Source organism: Planctobacterium sp. AWM4_229 (assembly GCF_056160305.1).
The window spans coordinates 228,671-255,213 of sequence record NZ_JBSWWX010000003.1 but is presented as its reverse complement, the minus strand read 5'-3'; the positions used below and the strand labels follow the sequence as shown (position 1 = coordinate 255,213).

Annotated in this window: 23 protein-coding genes; 11 read left to right on the top strand and 12 right to left on the bottom strand. The window is 45.9% G+C overall.

Annotation, left to right across the window (positions count from 1 at the left end):
* The first annotated feature begins 68 nt into the window (after positions 1-68).
* Positions 69-1,655 (top strand): LytR/AlgR family response regulator transcription factor, encoded by a 1,587-nt coding sequence (locus ACXAGP_RS07475; protein ID WP_475260532.1) that lies wholly within the window; start codon positions 69-71, stop codon positions 1,653-1,655.
* Here the strand turns inward: ACXAGP_RS07475 and ACXAGP_RS07470 are convergent.
* The 5 genes from ACXAGP_RS07470 to ACXAGP_RS07450 form a co-directional block, all read right to left on the bottom strand.
* Positions 1,652-2,272 carry a DUF922 domain-containing protein gene (locus ACXAGP_RS07470; protein ID WP_475260531.1) on the bottom strand — a complete coding sequence of 207 codons (621 nt, stop codon included), beginning with the start codon at positions 2,270-2,272 and terminating at the stop codon, positions 1,652-1,654. The genes ACXAGP_RS07475 and ACXAGP_RS07470 overlap by 4 nt on opposite strands.
* Positions 2,269-4,215: an exodeoxyribonuclease V subunit alpha gene (recD, locus tag ACXAGP_RS07465; protein ID WP_475260530.1), complete on the bottom strand. Its 1,947-nt coding sequence runs from the start codon at positions 4,213-4,215 to the stop codon at positions 2,269-2,271. The genes ACXAGP_RS07470 and recD overlap by 4 nt, the downstream gene beginning before the upstream one ends.
* Complete coding sequence (gene recB, locus ACXAGP_RS07460) at positions 4,212-7,874, bottom strand: exodeoxyribonuclease V subunit beta (RefSeq protein WP_475260528.1); 3,663 nt, start codon at positions 7,872-7,874, stop codon at positions 4,212-4,214. Before recB ends, recD begins: the two co-directional genes overlap by 4 nt.
* Positions 7,871-11,308 (bottom strand): exodeoxyribonuclease V subunit gamma, encoded by a 3,438-nt coding sequence (recC, locus tag ACXAGP_RS07455; RefSeq protein ID WP_475260526.1) that lies wholly within the window; start codon positions 11,306-11,308, stop codon positions 7,871-7,873. Before recC ends, recB begins: the two co-directional genes overlap by 4 nt.
* Positions 11,309-11,414: 106 nt before the next feature.
* Entirely contained in the window at positions 11,415-12,098 is a 684-nt protein-coding gene (locus ACXAGP_RS07450) for a class I SAM-dependent methyltransferase (RefSeq protein WP_475260525.1), read from the bottom strand.
* A gap of 89 nt (positions 12,099-12,187) precedes the next feature.
* Here ACXAGP_RS07450 and xthA point away from each other — a divergent pair, with 89 nt between their 5' ends.
* Both xthA and ACXAGP_RS07440 read left to right on the top strand, forming a co-directional pair.
* Entirely contained in the window at positions 12,188-12,994 is an 807-nt protein-coding gene (xthA, locus tag ACXAGP_RS07445) for an exodeoxyribonuclease III (RefSeq protein WP_475260523.1), read from the top strand.
* Between the two features lie 9 nt (positions 12,995-13,003).
* Complete coding sequence (locus tag ACXAGP_RS07440; RefSeq protein ID WP_475260522.1) at positions 13,004-13,648, top strand: energy-coupling factor ABC transporter permease; 645 nt, start codon at positions 13,004-13,006, stop codon at positions 13,646-13,648.
* A gap of 371 nt (positions 13,649-14,019) precedes the next feature.
* On the opposite strand, the gene ACXAGP_RS07435 is transcribed toward ACXAGP_RS07440, so the two are convergent.
* The 3 genes from ACXAGP_RS07435 to ACXAGP_RS07425 form a co-directional block, all read right to left on the bottom strand.
* Positions 14,020-14,169, bottom strand: coding sequence for a hypothetical protein (locus tag ACXAGP_RS07435; RefSeq protein WP_475260521.1), 150 nt, complete (start codon positions 14,167-14,169; stop codon positions 14,020-14,022).
* Positions 14,170-14,181: 12 nt separating this feature from the next.
* The gene (locus ACXAGP_RS07430) at positions 14,182-14,742 is read right to left on the bottom strand and encodes a hypothetical protein (protein WP_475260520.1); all 561 of its coding nucleotides are present in this window, start codon (positions 14,740-14,742) and stop codon (positions 14,182-14,184) included.
* Positions 14,743-14,855: 113 nt separating this feature from the next.
* Positions 14,856-16,700, bottom strand: coding sequence for a hypothetical protein (locus ACXAGP_RS07425; RefSeq protein WP_475260518.1), 1,845 nt, complete (start codon positions 16,698-16,700; stop codon positions 14,856-14,858).
* Positions 16,701-16,896: 196 nt separating this feature from the next.
* On the opposite strand from ACXAGP_RS07425, the gene ACXAGP_RS07420 reads away from it, so the two are divergent.
* Positions 16,897-17,409 (top strand): hypothetical protein, encoded by a 513-nt coding sequence (locus tag ACXAGP_RS07420; RefSeq protein WP_475260517.1) that lies wholly within the window; start codon positions 16,897-16,899, stop codon positions 17,407-17,409.
* 118 nt (positions 17,410-17,527) lie between these two features.
* Here ACXAGP_RS07420 and ACXAGP_RS07415 read toward each other — a convergent pair whose 3' ends face one another.
* Both ACXAGP_RS07415 and yfbV read right to left on the bottom strand, forming a co-directional pair.
* Complete coding sequence (locus tag ACXAGP_RS07415; protein WP_475260516.1) at positions 17,528-18,085, bottom strand: phosphoribosyltransferase; 558 nt, start codon at positions 18,083-18,085, stop codon at positions 17,528-17,530.
* 130 nt (positions 18,086-18,215) lie between these two features.
* Positions 18,216-18,662: a terminus macrodomain insulation protein YfbV gene (gene yfbV, locus ACXAGP_RS07410; RefSeq protein WP_475260515.1), complete on the bottom strand. Its 447-nt coding sequence runs from the start codon at positions 18,660-18,662 to the stop codon at positions 18,216-18,218.
* Positions 18,663-18,978: 316 nt separating this feature from the next.
* On the opposite strand from yfbV, the gene trxB reads away from it, so the two are divergent.
* From trxB to infA, 6 genes are all read left to right on the top strand, one after another.
* A complete protein-coding gene (gene trxB, locus ACXAGP_RS07405; protein ID WP_475260514.1) occupies positions 18,979-19,935 on the top strand; it encodes a thioredoxin-disulfide reductase in 957 nt (318 codons plus the stop codon).
* A 147-nt stretch (positions 19,936-20,082) separates the two neighbouring features.
* Entirely contained in the window at positions 20,083-20,598 is a 516-nt protein-coding gene (locus ACXAGP_RS07400; protein WP_475260513.1) for a hypothetical protein, read from the top strand.
* A 2-nt stretch (positions 20,599-20,600) separates the two neighbouring features.
* Positions 20,601-21,464: a tetratricopeptide repeat protein gene (locus tag ACXAGP_RS07395; RefSeq protein ID WP_475260511.1), complete on the top strand. Its 864-nt coding sequence runs from the start codon at positions 20,601-20,603 to the stop codon at positions 21,462-21,464.
* A gap of 122 nt (positions 21,465-21,586) precedes the next feature.
* Positions 21,587-22,315: a leucyl/phenylalanyl-tRNA--protein transferase gene (gene aat, locus ACXAGP_RS07390; protein ID WP_475260510.1), complete on the top strand. Its 729-nt coding sequence runs from the start codon at positions 21,587-21,589 to the stop codon at positions 22,313-22,315.
* Positions 22,315-23,007: an arginyltransferase gene (locus ACXAGP_RS07385; protein ID WP_475260509.1), complete on the top strand. Its 693-nt coding sequence runs from the start codon at positions 22,315-22,317 to the stop codon at positions 23,005-23,007. The genes aat and ACXAGP_RS07385 overlap by 1 nt, the downstream gene beginning before the upstream one ends.
* A 150-nt stretch (positions 23,008-23,157) precedes the next feature.
* Complete coding sequence (gene infA, locus ACXAGP_RS07380) at positions 23,158-23,376, top strand: translation initiation factor IF-1 (RefSeq protein ID WP_338292198.1); 219 nt, start codon at positions 23,158-23,160, stop codon at positions 23,374-23,376.
* 105 nt (positions 23,377-23,481) lie between these two features.
* Here the strand turns inward: infA and clpA are convergent, their stop codons facing one another.
* Entirely contained in the window at positions 23,482-25,755 is a 2,274-nt protein-coding gene (gene clpA, locus ACXAGP_RS07375; RefSeq protein ID WP_475260507.1) for an ATP-dependent Clp protease ATP-binding subunit ClpA, read from the bottom strand.
* A 17-nt stretch (positions 25,756-25,772) separates the two neighbouring features.
* A complete protein-coding gene (gene clpS / locus ACXAGP_RS07370) occupies positions 25,773-26,093 on the bottom strand; it encodes an ATP-dependent Clp protease adapter ClpS (RefSeq protein ID WP_338292196.1) in 321 nt (106 codons plus the stop codon).
* Between the two features lie 187 nt (positions 26,094-26,280).
* On the opposite strand from clpS, the gene cspD reads away from it, so the two are divergent.
* The gene (gene cspD / locus ACXAGP_RS07365) at positions 26,281-26,499 is read left to right on the top strand and encodes a cold shock domain-containing protein CspD (RefSeq protein ID WP_229527792.1); all 219 of its coding nucleotides are present in this window, start codon (positions 26,281-26,283) and stop codon (positions 26,497-26,499) included.
* Positions 26,500-26,543 lie beyond the last annotated feature (44 nt).

The following is a 26,543-nucleotide window of genomic DNA, read 5'->3' as shown; positions in this document are numbered from 1 at the left end:
AGTCATTGCTGCAGTTCACCGAGATAAACGGTAGGCTGTAGTCAATAATCGGTAGTAAGGAAAATTAAGTGAACGTCAGACAGTTAAGCCGATTTAGTGCTCTAAGCCTGTTTTTAATGCTATTTAGCATTGCTGTTTTTGCTGCTGAGTTCCGCTCCTTTCCCTATCAAAGCGACGTGATAGTCTGTCCGATGACCACTGCCGATGTGGCTATACCCGACTTCAGCGCAGCCGATTGTGCCGAGCAAAAACTGTTTGAAGTAGACCCTCAACACAGCGCTATGTGGCTATTGCTGGAGTTTGAATTAACAGAGACACAATTGCCTTCTCATAGCCCTTTGGGGCTTTTTGTTTTTGGCAAGGCGGCAAGCCGGGTTTGGCTAAACAATACGTATCTTGGTAGTAACGGACAGCCCGACATCGATAAAACAGAAATTCCGGGCAAGATGGATTATGTCTTTCATGTGCCTGATAAAACCCTATTCGCGGGTAAAAACAGGCTAATTATGCAGTTATCAGGGCATCATAGCTTGATATCCCTCGGAGCTCCCATGCACCTGCTTGCCTTTTTTCCCTATGCTGAAACAGGGCACTATATTCAGTCCTTCGCCACTCCCGGTATTGCACTCATCGGTGCCTTTGCCGTCGGTGTTATCTACTTTTTAGTATTGAGTGTCAGTCGCAATCGCGAGATGGTTAGCATTCGAGAGATAGATGGAATTCGCTATCACTTCCCCTTGTTTGCAGCTATGTGTTTGCTGGCTATGCTGCAACTCTCGGCAGAACTTTCCAGAAGCATCATTAATTACAGCTATCCTTGGCAGGATATCCGACTCATCAGTATTACCGCCTGCTCATATCTTTTCGGTGTGCTGTTATTGGTTTATAACTCGTTAAAAGTGGCATCAAATCAGGCGCCTTTTTTTTGGATTATTGCTGGTAGCCTGTTAACCCTGGCGGTGGTGGTGTTTATTCCGGGTTTCGACGCAAAAACCACCTCCGGAATACTGATTCCCATCCTTATCAACTTGCTGCAAATCCTATGGTATCTCTACAAACAGCAAAACAACAAGCTCAAAGCCTGGTTTGTGGGGCATCTGATGATTGCCATTATCATTTTCATCAGCTCGACGGCCTTTCACGAGTTTGTCCACTTCCTGATTGTGGCATTGGTGTTGTCCGGTATCTTTGTGCAACAGGCAAGAGAATACCAGACGCAACAAGTTGAACTCATGACAGAACGCAGCCGCAGTGCCAAACTGGAATATCGACTGGCGCAGCAATCGCAACTGCAAACCCCCACCCGACTGGAAATTAGCAGTATTGGAAAAACTGAGTTTATCGACAGCTCAGATATTATCTATACCAAAGCCGCGGGAGACTACGTAGAAATTCATTTAAAAGACGCCAGTGAAAAGCTGTACTCAGGCACGCTGAAACAGCTGGAAGAATTGTTGCCGGATACGTTTTTGCGAGTACACCGCTCCTACCTGGTTAATCTGGAATGCGTAACAGGTTTGTTTAATCAAAAATCTGAACAAAAAAGTCAGGCTTTCCTGGGGCTCGGAGCAGAAATCCAGGTGCCTGTCAGTCGCCGCCTGTTGCCTTCGGTAAGAGATTCGTTAAAAACAAATAATCAGCAGAGTTTGCACTAATGGGAAACAACCGCCCCCTGGGTCTTGCCATGTTGGGTTTCCACATCGTATTGTTTGTTCAAGTGTTTATATTTTTGGATGATGGCACTGATCTCTTCGTTCACCCGAATTTGTAACGTCTCACAGGTTTCTGAAATATTAGGCATACCTAAATACTCATCTACCTCATTGGCAGCCTTCACTCCTAAAACCTTGTGTCCTTCTTCGTGCACCAATAGCGCCTCATAGAAGCGATTAAACTGTTGTATTTGCGCCTCAGACACTTGCGACTGGGGCAACAGTTCAGGCAAGGTCATGACAATATTCAACTCCACTAAATGCTGGCTCACGTAACAAGAGCCTGACAATTGACGAAATCGATATAACGGATTAATGCTCCATTGGGTTTTACCATACCAATGACGATTGTTTTTACGGATAGGGGTAACACCTTTAAGCGCCCCTTTCAGTGACTGCCCTTCTTGCAACTGCACTGAATAATAGTGAACTTCCTCGGAACGTTTTACTTCTGCTTTTGCAGGGAGCATAAAGACACAGGCGCACAACAACAGGCCTCTTAGCAATGATGAAACAGAAAAACGCTTGTTGTGCCTTGCCTTGTGCCGTTTCCCTTTCATTGAGCATCACCCGTTAATGCTTGTGCCAGTCCTGATGCCCGCTGACATTGCGAACTCACCGCATTTCGCACCGCTTGTTCATCGGCAAACAATACAAACTCTTTTTTCGCTCGGGTAACACCAGTGTAAAGCAGTTCGCGATTCACTCTGGCAGGCACTCCGGGTACGGACTCTGGTAAACACATCAGCACCTTGTCAAACTCAGAGCCCTGACTTTTATGGGTGGTCATGGCATAAAGTGTTTCGTGGGCGGGCAATTGTGCCGGTAACAAGCTGCGATAGCCTTGCTCTGTGTCGGCAAACCACACCTTTAATAATCCGTCCTCACCTTCTGCACTCATGACAATGCCGATGTCCCCGTTAAACAGGCGATTCTGGTAATCATTACTGGTGATCATAATAGGTCGTCCGGCGTAAAACTCTGCATCCCCATGAATCTTGTCAGCTCGTAACAGGGCTTGCTGGATTTGTTTGTTTAAATTGAGGGTGCCCCACTTGCCACTGCGCTGCACCGCCAACACCTGGCAGCGAGATAACACCTCAAACGCTCCGGCAACGTCCCCGGCGGCGACAACCTCATGAAAGGCTTCAAAGTGAGGCAAAATAGCCCTAATAAATTCAGCCAAGGTGGCCGAGGCATGCCATTCAATATCATCTTGGCTTGCTGTTAACACCTGCATAGTTTGAGCAACGTCACCGGCATTAATGGCTTGAGCCAATCTTCCTACCCCGCTATTGGCATCAAAGCGCCAGCTTTTTTGCAGATAAATAATGTTGTCAATAAACCCCTCATGGGTGTGTATTGCTGACAATGCATAACGCTCTTCAGCCAGAGCTGGTTGCTGACTCAACAAGCTTAGCTGATGTTGCAGTTGCGGGCTAAACCGATTTTCACCTCGTTTTAAGCTGCATATATCAGAGAATACTGAGCCCACCTCCACCGAGGCCAACTGGTGGCTGTCTCCTAATAAAATCAAACGGCAATGCTGTGGTAACGCCGCCAGAAGCTTCGCCAACAATGGCATATCAATCATGGAAGCTTCATCCACCACCAGGACATCAATGTTGAGTTTGTGCTCAGCGTTGTGGCGGAAAAATACCGAACCGGGACGTGCTCCCAGCAAGCGATGTATAGTGCTACATTCAAGCGGCAAATTATCATCTTGCGAGGGCAATTTTGAAACCGCGCCACTAACCGATTCACTCAGCCTTGCTGCGGCTTTCCCGGTGGGTGCCACCATTTTAATTACCGGCTTATGATTTCCTTGTGCCCGTGACAACTGGCTTAGCGCCCATAAAATTCGCACAACAGTGGTGGTTTTACCGGTACCCGGCCCGCCAGCAATCACCGCGACACTCTTTAAACAAGCCAGCGCCACCGCGGTTTTCTGCCAGTCAGGTTCAGCATCGTTTGTTGGCTTTCCATAGAGTTTATCGAGACAGTCTTTAATGGCCGTTTCCGGGAATTGTGTCGCCGACAGTCCATTAAGCTTTGCCACGATATCTTGCTCATAATGGAAATAACGACTTAAATACAACCGCGCCTGGACCAGTTTAAACAAACCTGAATTTGCCACTTCAGCACGGCCAAAAAGCGCCGTAATTTGGGCGGTATCAGGGAATCGATAAATCGGCGCAAAAGGTTGTTTGATGCTGCTCAGTTCAAGGCAAACGTGTTGCTGGCCAAGTTGCTCACTTAACAGTGCCGCTGTCATGGCTAACAACAGGCTTTGTTGATTATCCTGTAAGTTGCATTGCTGCACAGCAAACAAGGCAAAACTGCGATCTATCTCTCGGATTTTTTGATCCTGCAGCAAGCTATCCAACACTTCCCGCACCTCAGTATGTGTTGCGCTTGGTGCTATTTTGTTTTGGCTATAGCGACGCGTCATTGCTGTGCCTGGTACGGAATTACTGAGCACGGACTTATTAACCACAGTCATGCAGCGGCCTCCTGTTTACCGCTAAACAGCTTATCCAGCTTGTAAATCAAATCAATCGGTGGCGTAACAGTTAACACCCCGTTACCTGGTACTGTCGCGCTCATTCCCCTTAAAAACAGATATTGCGCACCGCCAAGGTGCTGCTCAGGGTCATATCCCGCCAGTTTGTTTTTAAGGTAGCGATGCAAAGCGACCGAATACAGTAAAGCTTGCAGGTAATAATCATGATGAGACATCGCTTCATCCAGATGAGACGGCCCATAATCTACCAGGCTGTCCCCGAGGTAATTGGATTTGTAGTCGGCAACGTAAAAACGCCCTTGATGGATATAAATAAGATCCAGATAGCCCTTCAGCATGCCATTGAGTTGCTGCAACTGATAATGCCCGTTCATATCCGGTAACCAACTGCTGAGTAATTGATTAAAGGCACTTACATCCACCTGGTTCAGTGGCAGATAAAACTCCATTTCCGCCAGGCGATGACTGGCAGGCACATCCCAAAGCCTGACGCCATCAGGACTTGCCGTTAACGGGCTTTGCAGTGTATCCACTAACCAATCGCTAATTTGCGGTACCTCTTGAGGATCAACACTGTATTTATCGGCATACTCCAAACAAAAGTGTTGTACCGATTCTGGCTCATCAAAAGCACAATTTTCCAATACCTCATGCAAATAGGAGCCTGCTGAGGCACCGCGAGTAAAGGCAAAACGCATCTCTGGCGGCTGTATTGGTTCTTGCTCTTGCCCGGTATAAATATCAGGCTCAGCATTAATATCAGCAAATACAGTTAAACTGGTTTCATCCGCCGCTTTTAACTGTTCTTGCAGCTCAGAACCCGTTTCCTGCGCATTGTCGTGCTGCACAAAGCGGGTGCGCGAAATGGCGCTATAACTGGTGAGTAACCAATCCTGATGGATACCTTTAGATAAGGGCGAAAATGCTAATGGCTTAGATGCTGATTTTGCGCCATCAAAAGGGATTACTTGCTCGATGTCTTCATTAGCCAGTTCTCTGACGGTCACATTTTCGCTGCTCAGGCGTTGCTGTAGCCTTAACAAGATCTCTTCGGCGGTAACCGGGGTATCAGTGCTAAAGTCCAACACACTGCCAATGGCGGTTTGAGCAAATCCCGATGCCGTGCTTCGCGGTGAAATGGCATTGCTCCACACTCCTAGCCAGCAATGAAACTCCGCTCGGGTAAGCGCCACATAAAACAAACGAATATCTTCCGCCAGGCGCTCTTGCTGCTGTTGCATGAGTAACTGCTCGTCATCCTCAAGGCGGTATTGCAAGCCTTTTTGTTCATCGTGGTAAAAGCCTGTGGCACTGTCTTTAAAGCGACTGCAAAATGGCAACATTACCACGGGATATTGCAAGCCTTTGGAAGCGTGAATAGTGGAGATTTGCACCAGGTTCTGATCGGTATCCAGACGCCACTGAGTGCCTTCAATGCCTTCACTGGCCAACAAATCAGGTTGTGCCAGACAGGCTTCAAACCAGTTAATCAGTGGCGTTTTTCCTTCGATGCGGGTGCTCTGAAATTGCAAAATCTCACTGAGATGGCGCAAATCGGTAATGCAGCGATGGTGTGCCTGTTGCCTTGCCATAATTCGACTTAACAGTTCAAAACGTTGGGCAATGTACTCCAGTGCCGCCATTACCCCTTGCCGGGACCAGATATCATGAGCGTTAGCAAAGTATTGCAGACACTGCTGCCATTGGCTTAAATCGCTGTTAATAGCGCTCAATTCTTCGTGACTGTAAGCAAACAAACCATCTAATAGTGCGGCTTTGATATTACTTTCAGTTTTAAACTCGGCAATGGCTCGTAATAACAACCAGATACTGTACGCCACCGGGCTTTTTAGCACGGAGTCTTTGCGCAAAAACACGCTATCTATATTACGCTGTTTGAGGGCGTCTTGTATTAGTTCCGCCTCAAATCGGTCTCGTACCAGCACACAGATATCCGATGCCTTTAGACCTTGTTCAGCAATGCGCATTTGCCCAAGGTAATTGGCAACTTGATTGCCGCATACTTGCGCCATGGTCTGAGAAGCACTACCCCATTTATGGGCGGCTGGTTGCCCCTTTTTATCCACCGTATCGGGCAGTACAGATACTGCAAGCGATTCAGCCTTATCATTGTTAAGGGTTAACCCCTTTTCACCTTGTCCTGCCGACACAACAATAAAGGGCATATCCTGATGATTAAATCCCGACTGACTGTTAGCAAAAAAGGCATTCACCGCCGATACCAGTGCCGGTTGTGAGCGCCAGTTTTTCGCCAATGTATAACGAGAGTCTTGTGCAACGATGCGCCGAGCACTGAGATAAGTGTGGATGTCACCACCCCGGAAACTGTAAATGGCCTGCTTAGGATCACCAATCATGATCAGCGCCCCTGTTGCGTCTTCCTGCACATACAAGTGGCGGAAAATGGCAAACTGAGTTTCATCGGTATCCTGAAACTCATCCACCAGCGCCACAGGGTACTTTTCTCTTAATAACTGGGTTAGCGGTGCACCTGCATCGGTATTTACAGCCATATCAGCCTTGTTAGTTAAGGCATGATACAAACGACTGAGCAAATCGTCGGGGCTTAGCTCGGCGTTTTGCTGTTTTTGGGTTTGCAGGTGTCGCCGGAAAAACAACAAGGCATCCCAGAAGAAATACTGCTGACGGCTGATTTCCAGCTTTTTCTCTATTACTGCCAGCTGCTCAAAGCGTTCAAAGTCACTGAGTTCCAACTCTGCCGAGGACTTTTTACGGGCTTTGGCGATATTCTCGGGGGCCAGCAACAACCACCCCTCTTTGCCTAAATCCGGTGTATATCGGGTACCCTGGCCGAACTCAGCCATCATGCTCAAAAACCCAGGTTTAGCGATTTTTACGTTGGCTTTTAAGTCAGCTTCAAGCAATACATCCGACATGCCCGCATCACGCCACCAACAGCGGATTTCCTCAACAGCGCTATCGTAGTCTTGTTGCAGTTTTATCCACTGCTGCTTTAAATCTTGTGGATCTTCGCTACCTATATCACGGGATAAGGTCGGACGTAAAAAGCGGCTCAGTGCATCGGGTGTCTGCCATTGTTTTAGCAACCAGCGCAAAGTCCCCTCGGGCAAGCTAGTGACCCTGACTCGCCAATAATCACTACTGGCTTTTTTTAGCAAGGCGGAATCATCCAGCGACAGATTTTCCTGCCAGGGCGAGCCACTTTCAAAGGCGTGCTCTGTTAGTACACGTTGGCAAAAACCGTGGATGGTGAAAATGCTGGCCAGGTCCATTTCTTGCGACGCAATCAATAAGCGCTGCTGCGCTTGCTCTTTGTTGCTGGTTTCATCAATCAGTGCCTGAATAAAACCGTCGCTACTCTGCCCAACTGCGAAACCCCGCCAGGCGGTGCGAATGCGGGCCAGAATGCGATCCTTAAGTTCTGCGGTGGCGGCGTTGGTAAAAGTCAAGATCAGGATCTGACTCACCACCCGCGCCTGGCACTGATGCCCCAATAGCAAGCGCAAATACAAATTACTGATGGTGTAGGTTTTTCCGGTACCGGCACTAGCCTCGATTAAGGCGTTTTTATCCAATGGAAACGACAGGGCTTCAAGCGGTTTCATTACCGAAGTGTTATTCATGGTTTCGGTCATGACAGCTCCGCCTTAGCTAAAATCGGTTGCAACAGCATATCGGCCAATTCAGTAAAGCTTTGCCAGCAATCCTGCAATTGCGGGTATACCCTGGCAATATGCAGATCAGAGGCTTCACCCGGTAAAAAGCTATTACCGACGAACCCCGCCAGAGTTTTTCCCTCGTCCTGGCTTTGCGCCCAGATAAGCGCTGTTTTTGGGAAAAAGGCCAGACATTGCTGTTGTCCTTTTAAGTAAAGCTCCGCCAATAATTGAAGGTTTTCCCTGGCTTCCTGTTGCTCAATCCGTTCAAAATTCAGGGTTTTATCAGCAGCAAAGAACCAGGCCTGTGATTGACAATTTTCTACTGCGCAAACAAGGTTCCAACTCACCCAGGTGGCCAGATAATCGTTAGCGCCCAATTTACCGGGGCGAAACAAGACCAGATCGCCACTTGCGGTTAACTGCACGGCACCAGTTAGCGACAGCGTTTGTTTATCGGCATTATTGCCTGAAACTGCCAGTTCAGTGGTTAACCAGCGAGTGCTTAGCATCGGCAGAGAACCGCCAAAAACGTCGCTCATTTTGTCTTTTATGGTGGCAGCGCGAGCGCTTAACTCGTCCTGTTCCAATAGTTTTAAATTGCCGATGGGCAACTGCCCTTCCAGCTCCATCTGGCGCATCACGGCTTGCTCACTGTCACCTTGTAATAACTGTGAAGTGGCCTGATAGCGCTGCAAACTATCCAGGTTTAGCGGCTCATCATCTGGCATAATTTCAGCGATGAGGGGGAATTGTGCCTTCCAGACACTTTTAAACCAGCCTCGCACCGGATTGCGGAAAAACTGTTGTAGCTGATGTAACTCCAGCTCGGAAATATCTTGCGAGGTCGATTCATCCAACATGGCCGCAGATTGATTCACTTTCAGGAATTCCACGGCATCCTGACCCGATAGCAATGTGCTGGCCAACTCAAACATGGTTTTGTCAAAAGACGTTCCGGCCCTCTTTTTATCCTTGGCAGATGCAAAATAAGATGCATCCCAGGGCTGCAAAGGGTGCTCGTGCAATAAGTGCTGTTTAACTGCCTTTTCGGCAGATTCAATATCTTGTTCAAGATGTTCGGCAAAACACACCGACTGCTGACAATATTCCACCAGTTCCGACACTAAAATAGATGGCTCTTTGGTTTCATTGCTTTTGTCGTCCCGTCCCTGGTAACTGAGGTACAACTTATCACGCGCGGATAGCAGCGCCTCTAAAAACAAGTAGCGGTCGTCGAGGCGTCTGGAGCGGTCGCCTTTGCGCGGTGTAGAGCGACTCACCAAATCAAAACTAATGGGCGTGGTTTGCCGGGGATAATCCGGCTCGTTTAAGCCCAGAATACACACATGCTTAAAGGGAATACTGCGCATCGGCATCAGGGTACAGAAATTCAGTCGCCCTGCCAGGAAGCGTTGCCCCACGCCAGACTCATTCAGGGCTTCGTTAAGCACTTGTACAAATACTTGCTGACTGATCTTGCCGGCATAATGCTGACTATGGACTTTGAGCTTAGCAATGGTTTCCTTTAATTTTTGCAGACGATACTCGTTATCTGAATCCACCAGATAAAAACTATCCAGCACTAGCAGCGCCTCGCTCACTTTTTCCTGCAAGGTGTGTGAGGCACGACAAAATTGGGTTAGCACCCGCAAGTCTTCCACAAAGGCCAATAACAGGCCCAGCGCTTGGGTTAACTGGCCTTCAACTTCGCCGTAAGGCGCGATTTCATCATTCAGCACCTCTGCGCCCTGGTGAGCATAACCCGCCAGCAAACGTTGTAAGCCAAAAATCCAGGTGTTTTGATTTTCTTGCGGCAATTGCCAGTGCTGTTTTTCCAGCCCTGACCAGCCCCAACGTACCCCTGCTTCGTAACACCAGCGATGCAACGCCTGAATTTCATCGCCGCTAATGCCATAGCGGGCTGCAATCTCAGGCACCTTGAACAGCTCAAACACGTCGGTGAGTGTCATGCGACTGTGCTCTTGCGCCATTAAACGCAAAAAGCTGGTTACGATACTGTCTTCTTCAGCCTGGCTTCGGTCGGATATGGCAAAGGGAATACCGCGCTCTTGTAATTCTCCTTTACTGTCCAGAGGACGGGAAAAGACCGTTTCTATGAGCGGTGCGTAAACGCCGACATCCGGCATCATCACAATTACATCATTGAGGGATTCTACTGCGCCCGACTCAAACCAATGACAGATCTGATCCCGCAACACTTCCAGCTCTCGCAAGCGGGAATGCGTGGCGTGGATTTCGATGGAGTTATCGTTATGAGCCAGAGACTTTTTCGGGAAATCACCGCTGTTGCTCAAACGCTCCTGTACCGTTAAGGGTTGGCGCTTGCCCCGCAACGTTAACTGGAACACCTCACTTTGCACCCAGCCTAATAAATGCTGCTGTTGTGGGGCGCTAAATAAGTCGGCCTGCAACGGCTCCAGTTCGGTTAACATCTCCAGAAAATCGCGGCCGGGTTTGCCCCAGGAAGCCAATAGCGGGTTACCTACATCCAACAATGCCGCCGCTTGTTGTTTTTTCTCCTGACTTTGCACATCAGGCTCATCAAACAAGGACAGCTGCTGTTTCTGGAAGCGTTTGCTATCCACCACATCCGCCCAATAGTGCTCAGATGGGTTAAACCAAAAGATGTACACCTCACTGTGTTCGCTTAAGGAGCGTAAAATCTCCAACTGCTGCACAGGCATGGCGGAAATGCCAAACACATATAAAGGTTTATTACTGCCTTGTTGGGCTTGCTCTAATTGTGCCATCAAGGCAGTGTGCATATTGGCGCGATGCCACTGAGACTCCCCTTGTTGCTCAGTGAATTCACAAATGGCGCGCCATAGGATTGGTTGCCAGGGTTGCAGGCTTACATCCGCATCGGGCAAGCTATCCTCGCCCTGCTCCCAGGCCAGGATCCACTCCGGGCGATACATTAAATACTGATCGTAAACATCGGCAATTTTGGCGCACAATTGCCAGCACTTGAGCTGCTCCCCTAAATCAGTAGGATTTTCATCAGCTTTTTCGTCAGCAATATAGTGTGCCAGTGGGGTAAACTCCGGTAAATCCAGATATTGCGGTAACAACTGCAATGTTTTCCAGGCCAGAAACTGTTTGTTAAAGGCTGACTCTTTGGGTAAATCAGGAATGCTGCGTTGATATAATTGCCAGATAAAACTGGAAGGTAACGGGAATTCAATATTGGCGGCGATACCCAGGGTATTGGCAATATTAATTTTGAGCCACTGTGACATACCCGGACTTTGCACCAGAATGGTGTCGGGAGTTAATAAACTGGCCAGATCCTCAGAGGCGCCTTGTTCATCAAAGGTTTGCTCGGCGAGTTTTTGCAAGAGACTGGCCAGCAACACTTCCATTTTATTTGACTGAATCAGATGTAACATCGAGCAGGTTTACCAATTTATTGTTGTTTTTCTGTTGTCTTTACCCGATAAAGCTTATCACAAGAAAAGGAATTTCTATGCTTAAATAAGCGCGCTTTAGCAATGATTAGCGCTGTAAAAACACCACGTCATTCGCCTCAATTGTCAGCTTCAGCTCAAGCCAATCTGCTAACCACTGAAAACTGGTTTCGGAATAAAAACAAATATGGGTGGGGTCATTTTTGTAATGCCATTTGGCAAACGCGCTTTTATCAATCACCCGTTTAGTCATTACCGCCAAAAACCCGCCGGGTTTCAGCTGTTTTACCAGCGCTGGTAATAAGGTATGAGGCGCTGCGATATGCTCCAGTACTTCGGTCATCACAATAACATCGTAGTATTCATTAAGCAGCTGTGGCGCATGATGATAATACAAATCGTAATTGGCCACCTTAAGCCCCTTCTCCGCCGCCATCTGGCTTAAAAAGGCCCCTTCCCCACAACCAAAATCTAATCCCGTAAATTCAGCCAAGCCTTTACCGCGACTTTCCAGTTGCGCGATTACGGGCAGCAAAGTGCGATTTAAGAAACGTCGATAGCCCTCATCCAAGCGGGTATTGTCATGTTTATCGTATTCGGCTTTTTCAAGCGTTTGGGACAAGATAAATCCATCGGGTACGAACACCAGGTCACAATTTTCGCACTGCAAATAAGGGCGCTTTTTATCTTCACAATAAAATCGGGTTTGTTGGCTGCGACACAAAGGACAGACATTGTTCGCTTTTACAGCATGAAGTTGAGGTTCAGTCATTTTTGTACACAATTCGACGGGCTTTTCCCTGTCAACGTTTGGCCTTGTTTGTTAGCATATCCGCCATTCAATCATTTCAAAAAAAATCGATGAAGTATATTTCTTTTAATATCAATGGTCTGCGTGCCAGACCCCATCAACTGGCCGCACTGGTAGAAAAGCACCAACCTGACGTGATTGGTTTGCAGGAAATCAAGGTGCACGATGATATGTTTCCCAAAGAAGAAGTGGAAGCATTGGGCTATCACGTTTATCACTTTGGCCAAAAAGGCCATTACGGCGTGGCACTGATGTGCAAACAGGAAGCCTTGGAAGTGCAATACGGTTTCCCCACTGATGACGAAGATGCCCAGCGCCGCATGATTATGGCCACCGTACTGGACGAGCGCGGTGAAAAAGTACGGGTATTAAATGGCTATTTCCCTCAGGGTGAAAGCCAGGATCACGAAATCAAGTTCCCTGCCAAGCGCAAGTTTTACGCAGATCTGATGAATTACCTGGGTGAGCATCACACGCCAGAAGAAAACATTGTCGTAATGGGCGATATCAATATCTCACCTACGGATCTAGACATTGGCATCGGCGAGCCAAATCGCAAGCGCTGGTTAAAAACCGGTAAATGTAGCTTCTTACCAGAAGAGCGAGAATGGTTGGGCCGCTTAATGGACTGGGGTTTCCACGACAGCTTCCGCGAACTTAACCCGGAAGTAGACGACCAATATAGCTGGTTTGACTATCGCTCACGTGGTTTTGACGACAATCGTGGTCTGCGTATCGACGTGATCTTAGGCACCGCTTCCATGCAACCTAACCTGGTGGAATCCGGTATCGATTACGAACTCAGAGGCATTGAAAAGCCCTCGGATCATGCGCCCATCTGGACAGTGTATAAGTAGCTTTTTGCTATGAATACCCTTCAGATAATTGCGCTTGTCGCCTATGTTGCCCTGCTGGTATATACGGTTAAAAACGTTAATATCAGCCGGCTATTTTCGGAGCGCAGGTTGCAGCACTTTGTCTTTGGTGCTGCCGCCAGCTTGTCTATGTTGTGGTTCTTTCGCACCGGAATCTACGAAGGCTTAACGGTTCACTTTTTGTGGCTTACCGCCTGTGTATTGCTGTTGGGCTTGCGCTGGGCCATTTTAAGCTCCTCCCTCGCCTTGCTGGGCTTAACTGTCGCCGGATTAGAACCCTGGAGTATGTTAGGCATTAACGGACTACTAGGCGTGGTGGCACCATTGGCACTAAGCTATGCCATCTACTCCCTGTCTTTCCACCGACTGCCGAAACACTTTTTTATCTATATTTTTATCTGTGGTTTTTTCGCCGGACTTGCCAGCCTCACCCTAAAAATGGGACTGCTGGGCGGTTACTACGCCCTCACCGGAATACACGATTGGAATATCGTACAAGACAACTACCTGATCTTAATCCCGCTATTGCTATTCCCCGAAGGCTTACTTAATGGCATGACTATGACGCTGCTTATCATCTATAAACCCCACTGGGTATATACCTTCCACGATAAGTTTTATATTGATGGGAAGTGATGGGGTTGCTGTGATTCAGGCATGAATCGTGAAATGCTGTTTTTTGGGAAAGCTATTTTAGAGGTGGTGCGAATTTAAAACTTCTGTGATCTGATATTACTTCTTCTTAGGGGAGCTCCCCTAAAACCCCCTTTCGACCTGAGCGCGAGAAAACATAAGCCTCAATTGCAGAACCTAAAGACCATCAATGAAAGTAAGTCCCTTTACTTGCATTGATTTTGGGCAACATCCTTGTTGCCAATCTTCAGGTTTGATCTGCACCTTCGGCTTATCTCGCGTATGGGCAGGTTTAGATCGGACTTCGGATTGAAGGGAAGTGAGAAAGCCTTCCCAAAAGGATCTAGCATAAATACTTTTGGGGAATTTTAGTTCTATTTTTTAGTTACCCAATTAGTAATAAGTGGTCCTCTTTCAGCTTCTATCACTTTTGATGGTTTAGGAATATTATGTTTTTTTTGTGGAGGACTTTGCTTTTCTATCACTGGCGCAGTCTTCTCAGACTTATTATCGTTTTGACTCATTTTTCATTCCTTTCAAAGGTAAAGTTGAAATAAAAATACCAAGTAACCCAATGTTATAGAACCGACTGCGCAAACTATAAAGATAGAGGAGGTTCTCAGTTTTAGTGCCCTGCTACTATTCGTTTCGTAGCCGTGAGCACAAGCTTCATCAAGTCTCGTTAGAATGTTATTTAACGTTAGTGCTTCTATATTTTCTTCTTCGTTTTCAAAATGCCTGTAAGCTAAATTAGAATACTCCGACCATCCATTTTTATGCAAGCTCAAATAGCCTCGTAAGGCAGGAATTGCAATTACTGAAAAATAAAACGCAATAACTGCAAAAACCAGCGATAATCCTGTACAGAAATACACAGGTGCCAAGAAAATCAATTTGTCGGAGCCTTCGGGAACCTTATTAAAAAACCATTCAAAAGATGCAATATCAAAACCTATTATGACAACTAACAACCAAAGCATCGCTCTAGCAACGATGATCTGATGTCTATTTATATCAACCAGTTGTACGTAGTATTCTTTTTCAGACATCGAAACTAGCTTATCAAGGCTTTTTGTATACCCCTCGACATCAAACATTTCTCTCTCCATTTTTGCGATGCATAATTTCAGAATTAAAGGTTAGACTCTCTGAAAAAATAAGTTCTACCTTCAAGTAGCAAGTCATTTTTGACTTTCAATTGAGTAATTCACTAAATATTCTTCGCAATCAAATTCGCTTTTAACAGACCACCTTTGGTGAACAATTTGGGTGAAAATTTTGGATTACGTCTGGCTTTAAACGCGTTAAGAATAGCGACAAGTCCTTCGGCTTCTAACAGGGAAATATTTACTTCGGTGTCCATTTCAGCAGATTCAACAAAGTCTTCAGAAAATGAAGGTGCGACAATGAGCACTTGGGCCACTCGTTTTCCTTGGTTTTCGCAGCGAGTTGCGTAGGCTTTTACTTGTCGGGAAGTGGCAGAATACTTAGCGAAATCCCCATTTTTACAGGTTTTGGCTTCGCAAATAATAATGTCGTCTTCTGATAACGATAGGATGATATCCGTCTTGTCTTTTGCTGTATTAATACTCTTACGCAAATCCTCATCTACATCTAGCTTGAGCTGCTCAAATATGGCTTTAGTGACTTCTTCAAATTTAACGCCAATATCGGCTTCTGCAATCTCGATATTCTTATCTCTGAGCCCTGCCAAATCGCGTTTAGCTAACAATACATAGTTATCTACCAGTTTATCGGTGGCATCTGCGAAGCTGTTGAGTATGTTTAAACGAACATTCCCTCGCTTACTTGTCCCCATGCTCTCTGCAACAATTTTTACCTCGTCGTTGGACAGCATGTATAAAATGTCGTGTGGTGTGATGGAAAGAGAACGAAGCTTATCGATATCTAAGTGATCTTGTTCTTCTAACTCAAACTCAGCTCGCAGCACTTTAGGTAGCGTTGGGAAGTGCTGCTCCAGGCTCGAAAACATCTCTTTGAAGCCAGTTGCAGACAGTGCGTTAAATTCTGTCTCAGCGGAACTATTCAGGGCATCAATAATTAATTGTGCGCGTTCTTCTGCCGTGGTGCCCAACTTATCTAAATTAAGATCTAAATCAGAGATTAAGTTCTTTAATCTCTCTTTGCGTTCATTGAGTGAAGACTCGGGGGCAAACATATCGCTAAGTAAGATTTCGCTTACCTTAAGTCCCATATGGATTATTGAATTTATTTTTTCAGCTCGTTCAACACCACGTATTCTGCGATTATGGTTCTTCAAAATAGTGGATAACTCTGCATCTGTGAACGTGCGCAAGATCCTCAACAAGTGCTTTTCAGCCAACTCTTTACCCTGAATTCGATTAAGGATCGCGACAACCTCATCAGGTATATAAACCATTTGCTGTTTACGGCTGATAAAAACTAACCCTATCTCGCGCAGCGCATTCAGCGCATCCGAAACGTTATTTTTAGGAATAGAATCAACTGTGTGCTCCAAAGCCGCTTGGTCATCAGCAGGAATATGCAACTTGTCTGCTAATATATTGAGAATGCCGCGTTCATCATCTGTTATTTTTGCCTCGCGGTTAATTCGCTTGTCGTTTTGATATGCCTCTGTTAGACAAGCCAAATAAATTTCCAGAGAATTCTTTTCTGAAAAACATTCCTCATCGGTACTTTCTTTGATGAACTTGAGCAACTCTTTTGCGCGAGAATCTATTAATTTCCACTCTTTTGCATACAAGCTTTCTATCCATGAAATTCGACTTATACAGTTTCCATCTCGACTTAATATGTTAATCAAGAGCGTCGCTTGGGCTCCCAACATTGCAATATTTTCCCGAATGCTTGCCTCGAAATAAGGAGAAACCACATTAAATAATTGGGTTATTTCGCTACTTGATGCATTTTTAATTTGCCCATCAATTGCAGCTACTCGCTTTGCCAGAGCCTTATCCCCAGCAACAGCATCGCCACATAATTTATCGATACTATTGATGAATTTTGATTTTTCGACTTGATTTATGACGGTGAGAATATTGGCGAGCTTCATACCTACTCCATGGTTTACTATCCGATACTTTTTTTACTCTAGTCCGAATATTAAAACATTGCCAATATTATTTTAGATTCACATGCACTTTTTGAATGGAGCACCACACAGGAAAATTAGTCCGACACCCTATTGGCCCACTTCATGCAACATCTCTTTAACACTGCAAACTATCCAAATTAAAAGGAGTAACCGGATGATAGTGTCTCAAGCTGATTACGAGCGCTGGCAGAACATGTCTGCAGCGAGGAATGGGTCTCAGACTCAGTCAACTGAATCTTCTACTGATTCTGGAATAGGTGGCTTAAATGCATCTTCGGGCAGGCAAACTCCCGCCGCTACCGTGCCATCGGAGGCGGATGATTCGACAAATCTTGCCGCTGAGGAGCAACCAAAGAGCTTTCTGGAAGAGGCCTTTGAGCGTTTAACGCTAGCGCGTTTGGGTATTGATCAGGAAAAGATGGATGAGCTGAAAGAGGAAATTGAAAAAACCGAAACGGCCATTGATGCCATAAGCGAACAAAAACCGCATACCCCAGCGCAAAAAGAAGAGTTGAATGTGCTCAAAGATAAGTTAGAACAACTTAAGGAAGCACTGGAGGAATTGGTAAAAGAAGCCAACGAGCGCGCCAGTAAAGAAGACGCCACCGGTACTAAAAACAACGAAAACTCCATAAAACAATATCAATCGATATTTTCGCTAAGTTAGCCGGACTGTTTGGCATCGTTACGGTTGCTGTGACTTTAAATCCTTACAGTCCACTGGAGTAGAAAACAAAAAACCGCTCATTTGAGCGGTTTTTCTTTTTTAAGAATCCAACAAAATTTTAAAGAATTAAATCCAGTACATCGGCAATATCGGATTTACCTTCGCGGATTTCTTCTTTAGTCAAACCAGATAACTCGTGGGGGAATACCAACCACTCGTCGGTTTCGTGTACGTAGTAATCCGGCACAATATTGGTTTTGTTATTACTTGGCTTGTACCAGGGCGTTGCAATGCGAATGTCTTTTGGCGTATTTAAGCGCATCAGTTTTTTAGTTTGCTCAATTAGGGCGGCAATACTGCGGCCTGAATCAAACACGTCATCCACGATCAACAAACCGTCGTCGGCATTGGCGTTCTCTACAAGGTATTGCAAACCATGCACCTTGATAGTTTTAGACTGTTGATTAATTCCGTAATAAGAAGAGGTGCGCACGGCGATGTGATCGGTGTGCACCTTTTTGTAATCAAAAAACTCCTGCACCGCAATCCCGACGGGTGTGCCACCTCGCCAGATACCAATGATAAATTGCGGCCTGAAGCCATCTTTGTAGACGTCCGCCGCAAGACGGAACGAATCTTCCAGCAACGACTGTGCTGTAATAAAGTGTTTGTTCATTTAGGGGTCCGAATCGACTTTATTAAATCGTAAAATAGTATTGCTTAAGGGTAATGCGAAAGTGCCGTACTGTCGAGTTTACGCAGCATAAACTGCCTTTTTTTAACCAAATAGTCAATTTAAGGTGGCGCTAAAACAGTTGGCGAGTAAACACCTTGTCCAGCTCGTCGAATGCGGTTTTCAGTAGCTGAGCCAGTTCTTTGTAGCGCGGACGTGACTTCGCCGACTGCAACTGGCAGCCTTGCTGACGCATTTTGCTATGAATTTCCTGATACCAACTGCGGATAGCTGGCGGTAAGTTTTGCTTAGAGCGATGTCCAAGCCACATCAAACCTTGTAGGGGTAAGCTGATAAAAAAGGCGGCAATAGCGATAGCTTGTGGCGCATATTCAGCACCGTGAATATTGATCAATGATGCAGCAGCGACAACAGCAGCAGGTGGCATGACTTTGATGGCAAATTCCGTTGCCACCACAATTTTACCATCGGGGAACAGTGAAAACAGCTGTTTCTGCCTTGGCCAGACCTTCATGTATTCCTGACCATCTCGGAGAATGGCTCCGATACCTTGCGCCATGGAAACTACCTCTTTACCATTTATTTAACGCCACATGTACTTAAATAGTGGCGCTTAAAAAAAACTCAATACACTACTAATACTAACTTTATATCGGTATTCCTGCCAAAAATTATTAATCACTTTATCTGATTGCTTGTAACGATTTTTGTCATTTGCGGAATAACTGAGAAGTTTTAAACTCCATGCAATAAATGTTGCATCGAATTGAGCACCGCCACTTGATTTGCTCTGATTCAACCCAACATCGACTCAAAATATCCAGATCGCCGTAAAGAACATGAATACGGCCATCCGTTAATTCCAGGAGAAGATAATGTCAGAAGCCAGACATGTAAAACTGTTGATTTTGGGCTCAGGCCCTGCGGGCTATACTGCCGCTGTTTACGCTGCCAGAGCTAACCTGAACCCGGTACTGATCACCGGTATCCAGCAAGGTGGCCAGCTTACCACCACCACTGAAGTAGAAAACTGGCCAGGCGATCCAGAAGGTCTGCAAGGTCCGGATTTAATGGTGAGAATGCAAAAGCACGCTGAAAAGTTCGACACCGAAATTATTTTCGATCACATCAATAAAGCTGACTTAACGCAGCGCCCTTTCCGTCTGAAAGGTGATGTGGGTGAATACACCTGTGATGCGTTAATTATCTGTACAGGTGCCTCTGCCAAGTACCTGGGTATGGAAAGTGAACAAGCCTTTATGGGTAAAGGTGTGTCGGCTTGTGCTACTTGCGATGGTTTCTTTTATAAAAATCAGAAAGTGGCGGTAATTGGTGGTGGTAACACTGCGGTTGAAGAAGCGCTATATCTTTCTAACATTTGTTCAGAAGTACATGTTATCCACCGCAGAGACACTTTCCGCGCGGAAAAAATATTAACGCAACGTCTGCTGGATAAAGCAGAAAACGGTAACGTTACTCTCCACCTGAACAAAACCCTGGACGAAGTACTAGGCAATGACATGGGTGTAACGGGCGTGCGCATTAAAGATACGCAATCTGATGGCACTGAAGAGCTGGATATCATGGGATTATTCGTGGCTATTGGCCATCAGCCTAACACCAGCTTATTCGAAGGCCAGTTAAATATGGAAAACGGCTACTTGAAAGTAAACAGTGGATTAGAGGGCAACGCTACACAAACCAGTATCCCAGGCGTATTCGCTGCTGGTGACGTGAGCGATCACATTTATCGCCAGGCTATCACCTCTGCAGGTACTGGCTGCATGGCTGCGCTGGATGCTGAAAAGTATCTGGATGCGCTGAACGATTAATAATACAAGACCGTGGCGTTTCGCCCCCGAAACGCCACAATCACCTAAACATCGGCCCTCGACTGTTCACAATAAAAAACTGGAATTTTTTACCCTTCCTACATTATCCTTAAACATCCATGCAGGCGAATACAAGGTTAATGTCCCATGATCGAATTTACCCCTGAGACGCTCCAGGCGATCTCAACCTTTTTTCAATACGGTGTTCCAGGTGTTGCTGCGATTTGGTTGTTTATGTGCTACTCGGTAATAACTGGCACACAAACCAAAATAGAAAAATCAACGACACTACCCGCTGACAAAAAGGCAATCTACGTTAGAACACAACTAATCTTGGCTGGAACCTTTATTGCCGTTTCTGCGGCTCTGTTTATTCCAAGCGTTGCCTATCTCTATTTCAGCCCTTCCAGTAAAATTGCGATAGCAGTGCGGCCCTATCACCCTGAGGAAACTCCGGTCTATGTAAGTAATGAACGGGCAACATTAGACGAGTCAGGGAGGGGCTCGATTTTTCTGTCCAATAATGCCTTATTGGAGTTTGAAAATAACACAGTGGGAAAACAAAAAAATATCATCCAACTAAAAAACTTTGAAATTAGTAATTTAAAAAGAGAGCTAATCCTGGAGAAATCCAAGGACAATACACAGTACGGAGGGTTTTGAGCATGTTCAGACTATTGATGATACTGCTAATTGTTAGCTTGCCAGGATTTGCAATACAACAAATGGTGGCCGATGGCGAGGAGACTGAACCTCTGCGTTCATTCAATTATTATTATCAAAATGCCAGAGAAGCCTACATGGCTCAGCGTTATGAAGAGGCAACCCGGCTTATTCAACAGTCTATCGCCCAGAGCAACTCACCCACTCAGAAAATAGATTCTCTCAATGCTGCTGGCTGGATCGCCTTTTCCAAAGGAGACTATCACCAGTCAAGACAGCTATACCTTGATGCCGCCAGTGTTGAAAATGTGCCAGAATCGTACCCAACATTAGAAAAACTAAACCACAATAGAGCCATTTTGGAATATGTCGTAGGTGACATCAGCGCTGCCAAAAGTCTATTTAATCAGGACGTAATTGCCAGTACTGATGTCAGCCAGTCTTTTTTGCGTTCAATTGCTAAAGATGAGCTTAAAGCACAAGCCAACAAGCATGTTCAGGAAGGTGTTGCACATCGGTTCGACAAAGACTTTGAACAGGCAATAATTGCCTATGATAAAGCATTATCAATAATGCCTGATAATGCCGAAGCCTTGGAATACAAAGGCTATGCATTACTTAAAACCAATCAGTTTGAAGAAAGCTTAAACGTTTTGGAAAAAGCCTATCAAGTGGACCCACTTCGGTTAAATACGCTAATCAATTTGTTTAAGGTGCATTGCCAGCTTGGCAATGTGGAGACGCTAACAAGTATCGCGCTACAAAACAGGGCGATACTCAGTCTTAACCATAAAAATTTGGCAAACGACAAAGAGCTTAAAGTCTTATGTGGAGAGAATTTAAACACCATTTTGAATACACTGTAAATTCTCTTCATTAAGAACGCCGATCATAGGCCTCAGTTCTTGAGGCCTGCGCGTTTGTAGCATAAAATCATAGCAATAAACCAATCGCTGACCATCGGTCACAAACCGAGAAAATACTGAGAATGAGCATCCAGCTATTTCGTCTCGACGACGCAGTTAACTTCCCTCCGCCAGAATTGGCGCTGGAGGAACCCAATGGTCTGTTGGCCTTTGGTGGCGATCTGTCTGTTGAAAGGTTGTTGCGCGCTTATGAAAATGGCATCTTCCCTTGGTTTAGTGAAGGTGAACCCCTGCTCTGGTGGTCACCCGACCCTCGTGGCATTCTCTATCTGGACGACTACCAGATATCTAAAAGTTTTCGCAAATTCCTGAAAAAACATCCTTACCGCGTGACCAAGAACAAGGCCTTTGCCGATGTCATCAAAGTGTGTGCTTCCATTCCTCGGGACGACAAGGGCACCTGGATAACAGAAGACATGCAGCAAGCTTATGTGCGCCTGCACCAGGCGGGCTTTGCCCATTCAATCGAAGTGTGGGAAGGCCGCGAACTGGTGGGCGGCCTGTATGGTATTGGCATTGGTAACGTGTTCTGTGGCGAATCCATGTTCCACAAACGCAGTAATGCCTCAAAACTGGCGTTTTATCATCTGGTACAGTACATGAAGCATTTCGGCTGTCGTTTTATCGACTGCCAGATGCAAACCGACCATTTAAGCTCACTAGGCGCGATTTCAATTTCCCGCAAAGATTTTCTTGTCCAATTGCAAGATGAAATTGCCCGAGACTACCCCAAAGGACTGTGGCGACAGGATCTGGATGTCTGTAATTCAGCACTCGCTGCGGTAGGCTGATGAAATTTGGCATCACCGGCACCTTTGAGTGCAGCTACCTGCCTGACGAAAAAGAACGTTTATTGGTGTTTGCCGGCTATCAGGATCCTGATCTAAAAGCCCAATACGAAGTGATGTTGGCTCATGGCTTCCGTCGCAGTGGCGAGCAGATTTATCGTCCCAATTGCCCCGCTTGTGGCGCTTGTCAATCTATTCGTGTTCCGGTGATCAAATTCAAACCCAGCCGTAGCCAGAAACGGGTGTTAGCCCGCAACAAAAACGTGCAGGTACAAATTAGCCGGGAACACAAAGACGCCTACTATCAGCTTTATGAGCAATACATTAATACCCGCCACAGCGAAGGCTCCATGTATCCCGCCAACAAAGAACAGTATTTTCAATTTTTGTTTAGCAGTTGGTCACATCCGCTGTTTTTCGAGTTTTATGAAGATGGTCAGTTGATCATGGTGGCCGTTACCGATGAGTTCGAAGGTGCACTGTCGGCACTGTATACTTTTTTCCACCCTGACTATGCGCATCGCTCACTGGGTACGTTTGCGATTTTGACCCAAATTGACAGGGCCTACCAATGGCAAAAGGTTTATGTGTATCTGGGATACCAAATCGATGATTGCCAGAAAATGAACTATAAGTCCAAATTTTTGCCTCATGAGCGCCATTTCAAGGACGGATGGCAACTAATAAGCAAATAATTTGCTCTCAGCCCTTTACAGTCGAACACTATTTGGGCAAAATCCACGCCGCATTTGCGTAATACCAATAAATTGTTACAAGTGACAGCTTTATAAACACAGCATCACTGATTGGTACCAGTATTATTATCCGAGGTTAGATTTTTATAGATGGCAAAAGAAGATTGTATCGAAATGGAAGGTACCATTCTGGAAACCCTTCCCAACACTATGTTCCGTGTAGAACTTGAAAATGGTCACGTTGTGACAGCACACATCTCTGGCAAGATGCGTAAAAACTACATCCGTATCTTAACGGGTGACAAGGTTACTGTTGAAATGACGCCTTATGATTTGACAAAAGGCCGCATCATCTACCGCGCCAGATAATCTTCGTTATTACAGGGCTTTTCCCTGACAAGATTTTGCCCTGAAACAAGGGCAATAAGAAAGGTGCGTAACGCACCTTTTTTATTATCTAAGAACCTATGCCAATTAGTGCTCGGCTTTACTGTTCTTTTTCACTTTCTCGTAAGTAAAGTTGAGCTTATCGGCTTTGATGCCAATTTTGGCAACACCACCATCCACTAAGTCACCGAACAATAGCTCGTTGGCAAGCTGTTTCTTGACATCTTCCTGCATTACACGGGCCATAGGTCTGGCACCCATCGCTTTATCGTAGCCTTTATCCGCCAACCACTTGCGAGCAGCCTGCGACACTTCCAGGGAAACGCCTTTGGAATCCAACTGCGCTTGTAGTTCAACAATAAATTTGTCGACAACTTGCAGGATGACTTCTTCATCCAGGTGATTAAACCATACAGTCGCATCCAGACGATTGCGGAATTCAGGCGAGAAAGTACGATTGATTTCCGACATGGCGTCGTGGCTGTGATCTTGCTGCTGGAAGCCGATAGACTTGCGTGTAGTCTCCTGTACACCAGCGTTGGTAGTCATTACCAATACCACGTTACGGAAATCCACCTTACGGCCGTTATTGTCGGTTAACGTACCATGATCCATTACCTGCAACAGAATGTTGTAGATGTCGCTGTGGGCTTTTTCAATTTCATCCAACAGTACCACTGAATAAGGGTTTTTGATCACGGCGTCGGTTAACAAACCACCTTGATCAAAGCCAACGTAACCCGGAGGTGCACCAATCAATCGACTTACCGCGTGACGCTCCATGTATTCCGACATATCAAAGCGCACCAGCTCAACCCCCATAACATTGCTCAATTGCTGAGTCACTTCGGTTTTACCCACCCCGGTGGGACCGGCAAACAAGAAACAACCAATGGGTTTTTTCTCATTACCCAAGCCACTGCGTGATAAGCGTATGGCGTCTGTAAGGGTATCTATGGCTTTGTCCTGACCAAACACCACCATCTTAAGGTTGCGACCCAAGTTTTTGAGTACATCCTTGTCAGAAGCCGATACGGACTTCTCAGGGATGCGAGCGATCTTGGATATGATATGCTCGATATCTGGCACACCGATGGTCTTCTTGCGCCTTGAGGCGGGTAACAGGCGCTGACTGGCTCCGGCCTCATCGATGACGTCTATGGCCTTATCTGGCAAATGACGCTCATTGATGTACTTCGCAGATAGCTCCGCAGCCGCCTGCAAGGCTTTGTTGGTGTAGCGAATACTATGGTGCTTCTCGTACCGAGATTTTAACCCCATCAAAATCTTGGTGGTATCAGAGACGCTAGGTTCAGTAATATCGATTTTCTGGAAACGACGGGCAAGGGCTCGGTCTTTTTCGAAAATACCTTGGTATTCCTGATACGTAGTGGAACCTACACAGCGTAGTTCACCACTGGACAGTTTAGGCTTTAACAAGTTAGAGGCATCCATGACACCACCGGAAGCCGCACCGGCACCGATAATGGTATGGATTTCATCAATAAACAGGATGGCATCAGGGTCTTGCTGCAGTTCTTTCAAAATGCCTTTCAGGCGCTTTTCGAAATCACCACGGTATTTGGTACCGGCTAACAAGCCGCCTAAATCCAACGAATAGATGGTGGCAGAAGCAATGACATCCGGCACGTTTTCCTCAACGATCCTGAAGGCCAAACCTTCAGCGATAGCCGTTTTACCTACCCCGGCCTCACCTACTAACAGCGGATTATTTTTACGGCGACGGCACAATACCTGAATCGTTCGTTCCACTTCATCATCGCGACCAATAAGCGGGTCAATTTTGCCATCTTTGGCCAAGGCGTTCAGGTTAGTAGAGTATTTAGACAGCAGCGATTGGCTTTCTTCGCCTTCGCCGCCTTCTTCTCCGTCTTCAGATTCATTATTACTTGCTTCATCTTCGTTGCGGCTAATGCCATGAGAAATAAAGTTAACCACATCAAGGCGGGTGACATCGGCTTTTTTCAGGATATACACCGCCTGGGATTCTTGCTCGCTGAATATCGCCACCAGAACATTGGCCCCTGTGACTTCTTCTTTACCGGAAGATTGCACGTGAAAAACGGCCCGCTGTAAAACTCTTTGGAAACCCAGTGTGGGCTGAGTTTCTCTCTCAACACCTTCCTCATCGAGAATAATAGGCGTGGTTTCTTTTACAAAGGTAGTGAGTTCAGCTCGAATAGCTTCAATGTCGGCGCCACAGGCATTGAGAGCCTCTTTCGCTGAAGGGTTATCCAGCAGTGCCAGTAGCAAGTGCTCTACCGTCATAAACTCGTGTTTATGCTCTCTGGCAAAGATAAACGCTTCATTCAGGGTTCGTTCTAGATCTTTATTTAACATACATTCCCCTTATACAACTACGCCTGTTCCATTGAACATAGCAATGGGTGCTGGTGCTTACGCGCATACTGATTGACTTGCATCACTTTAGTTTCGGCGACATCAGCGGTGTAAATTCCGCACACTGCTTTACCTCTGTAGTGCACGGTCAACATAATCTGATTAGCTTTTTCAGCATCCAGATTAAAAAATTGCATCAGGACTTCCACCACAAAGTCCATCGGTGTGTAATCATCGTTGTTCAGCATCACCTTAAACATCGGGGGCGGCTGAACCTTCTTTTTCACCGCTTCCAGTTGTTTCTCGTGACCTGAATTAATAATGTCCTGCTTACTCATAACTATAGAATAGACTCTAACAATCGAATAGGTTTAACGTTTGGATTAATTTAATGTGAATTTGGGCTTGACACACTCAGGTCAAAAAATCTACAGTTTGTTACAAATAATAAAAACATCCCACATCACATAATAGATAGTGGGGGCAATAAAAGTTCAGTTCAAGGAAAACTTAGGAATCAGAAGTATGGCTGTTGGTAAAGTTAAATGGTTCAATAATGCAAAAGGTTTTGGTTTCATCGTACCAGACGGTGGCGGCGAAGATATTTTTGCACACTACTCCACCATTCAGATGGACGGTTATCGCACACTCAAAGCCGGACAAGAAGTGAATTTCGAAGTAGAGAATGGTCCCAAAGGCCTTCATGCTGAGAACATCACCTTCGAGCTAGAAGCCGAAAGATAACATCGCTTAAACAAGTTAAGTCACTAAGCGAATCACAGTATTCG

Excerpts from the sequence above, each read along its gene's own strand:
- ACXAGP_RS07420 (WP_475260517.1), top strand. The coding sequence starts at position 16,897 with ATGATAGTGTCTCAAGCTGATTACGAGCGCTGGCAGAACATGTCTGCA.
- clpA (WP_475260507.1), bottom strand. The coding sequence starts at position 25,755 with ATGTTAAATAAAGATCTAGAACGAACCCTGAATGAAGCGTTTATCTTT.
- ACXAGP_RS07385 (WP_475260509.1), top strand. The coding sequence starts at position 22,315 with ATGAAATTTGGCATCACCGGCACCTTTGAGTGCAGCTACCTGCCTGAC.
- recB (WP_475260528.1), bottom strand. The coding sequence starts at position 7,874 with ATGACCGAAACCATGAATAACACTTCGGTAATGAAACCGCTTGAAGCC.
- ACXAGP_RS07415 (WP_475260516.1), bottom strand. The coding sequence starts at position 18,085 with ATGAACAAACACTTTATTACAGCACAGTCGTTGCTGGAAGATTCGTTC.
- ACXAGP_RS07470 (WP_475260531.1), bottom strand. The coding sequence starts at position 2,272 with ATGAAAGGGAAACGGCACAAGGCAAGGCACAACAAGCGTTTTTCTGTT.
- ACXAGP_RS07430 (WP_475260520.1), bottom strand. The coding sequence starts at position 14,742 with ATGTTTGATGTCGAGGGGTATACAAAAAGCCTTGATAAGCTAGTTTCG.
- yfbV (WP_475260515.1), bottom strand. The coding sequence starts at position 18,662 with ATGGCGCAAGGTATCGGAGCCATTCTCCGAGATGGTCAGGAATACATG.
- aat (WP_475260510.1), top strand. The coding sequence starts at position 21,587 with ATGAGCATCCAGCTATTTCGTCTCGACGACGCAGTTAACTTCCCTCCG.
- recD (WP_475260530.1), bottom strand. The coding sequence starts at position 4,215 with ATGACTGTGGTTAATAAGTCCGTGCTCAGTAATTCCGTACCAGGCACA.
- ACXAGP_RS07435 (WP_475260521.1), bottom strand. The coding sequence starts at position 14,169 with ATGAGTCAAAACGATAATAAGTCTGAGAAGACTGCGCCAGTGATAGAA.
- infA (WP_338292198.1), top strand. The coding sequence starts at position 23,158 with ATGGCAAAAGAAGATTGTATCGAAATGGAAGGTACCATTCTGGAAACC.
- ACXAGP_RS07400 (WP_475260513.1), top strand. The coding sequence starts at position 20,083 with ATGATCGAATTTACCCCTGAGACGCTCCAGGCGATCTCAACCTTTTTT.
- trxB (WP_475260514.1), top strand. The coding sequence starts at position 18,979 with ATGTCAGAAGCCAGACATGTAAAACTGTTGATTTTGGGCTCAGGCCCT.
- clpS (WP_338292196.1), bottom strand. The coding sequence starts at position 26,093 with ATGAGTAAGCAGGACATTATTAATTCAGGTCACGAGAAACAACTGGAA.
- recC (WP_475260526.1), bottom strand. The coding sequence starts at position 11,308 with ATGTTACATCTGATTCAGTCAAATAAAATGGAAGTGTTGCTGGCCAGT.
- ACXAGP_RS07450 (WP_475260525.1), bottom strand. The coding sequence starts at position 12,098 with ATGACTGAACCTCAACTTCATGCTGTAAAAGCGAACAATGTCTGTCCT.
- ACXAGP_RS07425 (WP_475260518.1), bottom strand. The coding sequence starts at position 16,700 with ATGAAGCTCGCCAATATTCTCACCGTCATAAATCAAGTCGAAAAATCA.
- cspD (WP_229527792.1), top strand. The coding sequence starts at position 26,281 with ATGGCTGTTGGTAAAGTTAAATGGTTCAATAATGCAAAAGGTTTTGGT.
- ACXAGP_RS07440 (WP_475260522.1), top strand. The coding sequence starts at position 13,004 with ATGAATACCCTTCAGATAATTGCGCTTGTCGCCTATGTTGCCCTGCTG.
- ACXAGP_RS07395 (WP_475260511.1), top strand. The coding sequence starts at position 20,601 with ATGTTCAGACTATTGATGATACTGCTAATTGTTAGCTTGCCAGGATTT.
- xthA (WP_475260523.1), top strand. The coding sequence starts at position 12,188 with ATGAAGTATATTTCTTTTAATATCAATGGTCTGCGTGCCAGACCCCAT.